The sequence below is a fragment of the Bartonella sp. MM73XJBT genome (assembly GCF_028618465.1).
In the GTDB taxonomy this organism is placed as follows: Bacteria; Pseudomonadota; Alphaproteobacteria; order Rhizobiales; family Rhizobiaceae; genus Bartonella.
In genome coordinates this window covers 1-2,109 of the sequence record NZ_JAQISY010000088.1, presented here as the reverse complement: position 1 = coordinate 2,109, position 2,109 = coordinate 1, and the positions used below count along the sequence as shown (strand labels likewise).

Sequence of the window (2,109 nt, the reverse complement as noted above, 5' to 3'; positions counted from 1 at the left end):
TCAAATTCGAGCTCGTTATCTTTAAAAGAGAGCATTCTTTAAACAGGGTAACTTTTGACTCAAAATTTAGAAAAATCTCATGTCTTATGACATTACAATGGTTTTGAATTTTGCTTGCTTATCTTTGTTTCAATAGGTGCCTCCAAATTTGAATTGACCCCATTTGGTTTCGTATTTTTAAACTATAGTCTTTAAAACGTTTATTGTTACCATGTCTAAGGTATATATAGTATTCTACTTCTACGGCATTATTCGCCTCCATTTTTTTGTGGAAGCGAAGAGAGTTCCATCATTTAAAACTCACTATAAACCATATTCATTAAAAGATTTTCGCATCATAAGATATAACGTTTTGAATTTCATAACTGTTGTGATGATATGTTTGTATAATGACTGCCTATCATTTTCTAAATTTTTAGTAAGCGCTTTAAAAGCGATATTGAAATCCTTTATGCACCTTTAATGAATTAAAACCTATAAGCTTATAAAAGTTTCAAACGATTACTCTCTTATAGGATACTATAACGTGTTTAGATTTTGCGCTCGCCAATTTTGGCGAACGCTAATTTTTTCTTTTTATGCGATTAACAAACCAATCTTTAAAACAAGCTGTGCTCTTTAAGTATGTTATTGAAAATTTCAAACGATTAAATTTTAAAACAATGCGATTTTTGAGTAATAAAAACGTATCATAAAATTTATGAACTGTTATGAATGATAGCTGCTTTTCATTTCATTTGAACGTTTACATGCATTATAATATTCACATCATGATTTGCTTTTTATGCTCTATTCATACATGGCAATCTTATATAAAAAATGGTCAAATGAATCATGCATAAAAGGATGGATTCTGATGGGGGTTCATATAAAATTATTTAAATAACATATTGATTTATTTATATTTTTATGTCATATGTGGCGCCGGGTGCTAAAAACACGGTGATAAGTCCGCCGCTATGCTTTTCCCTCGCGAAGGGTATTGTATGGCATAGCTACACCCGACATAACCGTTATATGCCAATGATAGCATAAAAGAAAGTCAGTATTTTGAAGATGGGAAAAACCTTATCGTGGTTTATCCGCTTATCACAAGTGTTTTTAGCACTTGTCAACCTTTCTAAACGAACCTTTCCTTAATGTCAATACGTATTTTAAATTTTTTTCACTTTTTTTCATTTTGATAATTACCTAATTGAATATCAAGCGCTTTTTCTAGCTCACGATCTATATAATCATCATCATAAGCTTGTGGATAACCTATCTCACCATCATCTCTAATCTCACAAATCAACGGCTCTTTTGAACGTTGTTTGATCTTCTCATTCACCTCGTCTATCAACGCTTCATAACTCAATACGCTCCTTGGCAAATCACCACCATATATCCACGCTTTCACTTGTGCCTTGGTACTGTAATCAACTTTACAAGGCATTGATTTATAATGATAATTCACTGTTTTGTATATTGAATGAGAGTCTCGAATAACGTAAGATTCTCTCATTTCAAATCTGTTTATCTTGAATCAATCAAAACCATTCACTTGCACATCACAAGTGGGATGAGTGTGTGGATCAAATTTGTATAAGAAAGGACTAAAAATGGCTCTTATGAACCGTCTTAATGCAAGGTCTGTCGCAACATTGGGGGCTGGCAAATATAATGATGGTGCCGGCTTGTTACTCCATAAGCGTAAAGATGGTGGTGCTCAATGGATTTATCGCTATACCATTCACGGGCGCCGTCGTGAAATGGGTTTGGGTGCCTTAAGAGATGTCTCTTTAAAACAAGCCCGTGAATATGCAATGCAATGGCGTGCTGTTTTACGTGAGGGGCGTGACCCCATTAAAGAACGTGAAAAACAAAAGCGTGAAGCAATAAGCAATCTCCATTATTTAAAAGATATTGCTTTGGATACTTTTGAAAACCGTAAAGCTGAATTAAAAGGGGATGGGAAAGATGGAATCTGGTTTACACCTTTGCGCCTTCATATTCTCCCTAAATTAGGTTGTCTGCCCGTTTCAGAGATTACACAAACAGAGATACGCAATGTTCTTGCTCCTATCTGGCATACAAAAGCTGGAGCTGCTCGGACAGCATTGATACGTC

At 34.6% G+C, this 2,109-nt stretch carries 1 protein-coding gene and 1 pseudogene; one reads left to right on the top strand and one right to left on the bottom strand.

The genetic code is table 11. From position 1 onward, the window contains the following. Positions 1-1,165: 1,165 nt before the first annotated feature. Positions 1,166-1,444: pseudogene (locus PVV69_RS09700) on the bottom strand (hypothetical protein); the annotation flags it as partial. 157 nt (positions 1,445-1,601) lie between these two features. Between PVV69_RS09700 and PVV69_RS09695 the strand changes: the two are divergent. Further along, positions 1,602-2,109: Arm DNA-binding domain-containing protein (locus PVV69_RS09695; RefSeq protein WP_273757335.1), on the top strand; the 508-nt coding region annotated here is incomplete at its 3' end.